A 3,905-nucleotide genomic window follows, 5' to 3' on the forward strand; every position below is an offset into this window, starting at 1 on the left:
GGGCGGCACCTGGCGGGGTTCGGACGGGTCGGGGGGAGCGTTGCCGCCGCTGACGCGGTCGACGAGTTTCCGGCTGCGGGTGGCCGAGGCGCAGGGGCTTTACGGATGAGGAGTGGCATGAAGATCGGGAGTGGCACGCTGCCCAAACCAACGGTCCCGAAGTTGACCGGCGGCCCGAATCACGCGCCGTCCAAACGGCTGGCGCGGCAGCGTCGGCCCCGATGGGTGGTGGCCGGCGTGATGCTGCTGGCGTTCGCGGTCTTGGCGAATGTGTACCTGTTCCAGTCATCGGGTCAGCGGGTCGCAGTGGTTCGGCTCACGCGTGATGTTGCGGTCGGACACAAGATCGTTCAGGCGGACTTGGACGTCGTTCGCGTCGCCACCGGCTCCGCAGTGCCGGTGATTCCTGAGCGTCAGCTGCGTGAGGTGGTCGGGCGGCGTGCTGCCGTGAGCCTGCGGAAGGGGACGCTGCTGGCGGCCTCGCAACTCGCGACGCAGCAGAGTCCGCCCCCTGGGCAGGCGCTAGTGACGGTGCCGCTGAAGGCGAGCGCGATGCCGCCGGGGCTGGGTTCAGGCTGGCGCGTCCGCGTCGTGTTTACGCCCAGTGGCCAGGAGCAAGGCGCCGGTGGCGGCGGGTCGAGGCCGGGTCAACAACAGGCCGGTGTGGCTCGGGACGTCTCAGGCGTGGTCGATCAGGTGGAGGGCCCGGACGCGGAAGGGGCGATGACGGTGGCGCTGCTGGTGGCCGATGCCGACAGCAGCCGAGTGGCGCGACAGGCGGCGGCCGGGCTGGTCGTCCTTGTGGTGACCGAGAGGCGGGACTGAGGCGATGGCGTTGCACTGCCTGATTTCTCCGGGCGGGTCCCCTGGGGTGTCGACGACCGCGCTCGGGCTGGCGTTGGCCTGGCCGGGCCGGGTTCTGCTGGCCGAGTGCGACCCGATGGGACGTCGGGTGCTGCCGGGGTTCATGGCTGACCGGATGCGTGCGTCTGCCGGGCCGGGGCTGCTCGGGCTCGCGATGGCCGCCGAGGCCGATCCCCAAGGCCCATTCGCGCTGGAGGAGTACGTGGTGCCGATCACAGACGACGGGCATGCGGGCTTGCTGCATGGTGTCCGCGATCCTCGACACGGGATGCGGCTGAGGCCGGTCTGGCGGCGGCTGGCCGAAGCGCTGCTGGCCAGGGACGGTGACGTGCTCGCCGACCTGGGCCGGGTCGGCGGCACCGATACCCCGACCGAGTTGCTGAAGGCGGCCGACGCGGTGGTGATGGTCCTCAAGCCCACTGTGACGCAAGTCGATGCCGCCGCAGCTCGATTGGACGCGCTCAAGGAGTTGGTGGGCGAGCAGGCGGCCATCAGACTGTGCTTGATCGCCGATGGGGCTTACGGCGCTGCAGACGTCGAGCGTGTGCTGGGTTTTCCGGTGCTCGCCGAGTTGCCGTGTTCGCTGGCGGACGCCCGCGTCCTGTCGGACGGTGCGCGTCCCCGGCTGACCTTTAAGACCTCGCTGCTGGTTCGGTCGCTGGACGTGCTCGGGCAGCGCATCCGGGCGACCGTCGCCGAGCCGGGAACCGCAGTCACCACCCTGAATGAGGTGAGGCGGTCAGCTCCGCCGCTGGCGGCTTCGGGGGTCCGCCGATGACCGTATCCGGATGGGCCAACGCGAGGCCGACGCTCTTCGAGTCTGCTCCCCACGCGCAGGCGGCGGCACCGAACGCTCTCTCGTCCGCTGGTGAGACGAATGTCTGGGCGGCAGTACGTGAGATATCAGCCCAGCTGGTCGACGCCTTGGCCGACGGGGTGGACCGTGTACGGGCGCGGCAGCTGATCCAAGCGCAGGTGCAGGCATGGGCGCACGAGCAGATGGCGGCCGGCCGCGTGAGCTCGGCGTTGGAGCAGCAGCGGGTCGCGCAGTTGGTGTTCGACCGCCGGTTCGGGCTGGGGGCCCTTCAGCCTTTCCTGGAACGCTCCGACGTGGAGAACATCGTCGTCAACGGCTGTCGCCAGACGTGGATCAGCTACACCAACGGCACCAAGGAGCCGGGTCCGCCGGTCGCCGAGACCGACGACGATCTGATCGAGTGGGTGCAGTTGCTGGCGCGGCGCGGTAACAGCGGCCGGGAGTTCTCCCACGCGTCTCCCTTGCTGGACGTCGCGCTGTCCGACGGAGTCCGGCTTGCGGTGGTGGGCTGGGTATCGCGGCATCCGCATCTGGCGATTCGGGTTCATCGGCTCGTCGACATCGGGCTGCGGCAGCTCACCGAGCTGGGCACCCTCACCGCGCCGCTGGAGGCATTCCTGCGAGCGGCGGTCTCCGCGCACCGCAACATCATCGTGTGCGGGGAGGTCAACACCGGCAAGACCACGCTCGTGCGCGCCCTGGCCGGAGAGATCTCGCCCGAAGAGCGGATCATCACCCTGGAAAGCGACTACGAGTTGTTCCTGGACGATCCTCGCCTGGCACACCGCCACCCGGACGTGGTCGCGCTCGAAGCACGTCAGGCCAACTCCGAAGGCGCCGGAGAGGTGCGGCTGCAGGACCTGGTGCCGGCGTGCCTGCGCCTCAACCCCGACCGCGTCATCGTTGGCGAGGCCCGCCACGGCGAACTCGCACCGATGCTGGAGGTGATGTACTCCGGGGCGCGCGGCTCGATGTGCACACTGCACGTCCATCGTCCCGAGCACGTCTTCAGCCGCGTCGTGCAACTCGGCCGCCGCGCCGACCTCGGCCTCGGCGCCGACGACGTGCACATGATGTTCGGACTGGCCGAGCCCCTCGTCGTGTATCTGCGCCGCGACCAGGCCACCAACGCCCGGTACGTGTCGCAGGTGATGGAGGTCGGCCCGCCTGCGGATTCAGCGGAGCCGACCCGCAACTTCATCTTCGGCCCAGGTCCTGACGGACGTGCCGCACCGGGCGGCGGACACATCAGCCCAGCCCTGCTGGAGGAGCTCGTCGAGCACGGCTTTGATCCCGCGGTCCTCGATGGGGGCTGGCAGTGATGGGCTGGCTGGCCGCCTTCGCCGGCATGTGCACCGCCGGGGCTTTGCTGCTCATCGCCGTCGGCGTTGCCGGTGTCGCTCCCGTTACCCCAGAGGGGCGTCCACCGTCCCGGATGCAGACCATTCTGCGGTCTCCGGTATGGCCCGGTCGCCGTAATCGGCTGCTCGCCGGCGCCGTGTCCGGCCTGGCAGTGCTACTCCTGTCGGAATGGCCGGTCGCGGCACTGGCAGTCGGAGTCGGCGTGTACGCGCTGCCGCCGATGCTGTCCGGACGAGCACCACAGCGGCGGATCGCGCGGCTGGAGGCGCTGGCGCAGTGGTCGCGGCGGCTCGCCGAGATGATCGGTGCCAGCCGCGGCCTGGAACAGGCCCTGGCCGATAGCGCCCGCATCGCGCCCGCGCCGATCCTCGAACCGGTCGAAGTCCTGTCCGGGCGGCTGAACAGCCACGCCAGTACCGAGCACGCACTGCGGGCGTTCGCCGACGAGCTGGACGACCCGATCGGCGACCTGATCGCCTGCTCGCTCCTCCTTGCCGCCCGCCGCCGCGGCCCCGGCACTCGCGAGGCATTGAGCCTGCTGGCCGACGCGGTCGAGCACGAGGTGATCGTCCGCCGGGACGTCGAGGCCGAACGGGCGGGACTGCGCACCACGCTGATCGTGATCGTGGCGTCCGTCGGCGTGCTCAGTGTGCTCTTCGCATCGTCGGACACCCTCGCTGGCCCCTACGACACCGCTCTCGGTCAGAGTGTGCTGGCCGTCGTCGCCGGGATCTACGCGGCAGGGCTGTGGTGGATGCGGCGCCTGGCCGTGCTCTCCACCGGCACCCGTTTCCTGCACAAAGACGGTGGGTTCGCGAAAGCTGAAGGGTCGATCGGCTCGAACCCGAGGGTGGGTGGGGGC

General features: G+C 70.1%; 4 protein-coding genes. All 4 read left to right on the plus strand.

Annotated elements, in window-relative coordinates:
• Positions 1 to 117 precede the first annotated feature (117 nt).
• The gene (locus tag ETD96_RS42285) at positions 118 to 825 is read left to right on the plus strand and encodes an SAF domain-containing protein (protein WP_171069506.1); all 708 of its coding nucleotides are present in this window, start codon (positions 118 to 120) and stop codon (positions 823 to 825) included.
• 46 nt (positions 826 to 871) lie between these two features.
• Entirely contained in the window at positions 872 to 1,642 is a 771-nt protein-coding gene (locus ETD96_RS42290; RefSeq protein WP_138642103.1) for a hypothetical protein, read from the plus strand.
• Positions 1,639 to 3,003 (plus strand): TadA family conjugal transfer-associated ATPase, encoded by a 1,365-nt coding sequence (locus ETD96_RS42295; protein WP_138642104.1) that lies wholly within the window; start codon positions 1,639 to 1,641, stop codon positions 3,001 to 3,003. Before ETD96_RS42290 ends, ETD96_RS42295 begins: the two co-directional genes overlap by 4 nt.
• Positions 3,003 to 3,905 (plus strand): type II secretion system F family protein (locus ETD96_RS42300; protein WP_138642105.1); only part of this gene is annotated, 903 nt, incomplete at its 3' end. The genes ETD96_RS42295 and ETD96_RS42300, both read left to right, overlap by 1 nt.

Source organism: Actinomadura geliboluensis, assembly GCF_005889745.1.
Taxonomy (GTDB): Bacteria; Actinomycetota; Actinomycetes; order Streptosporangiales; family Streptosporangiaceae; genus Spirillospora; species Spirillospora geliboluensis.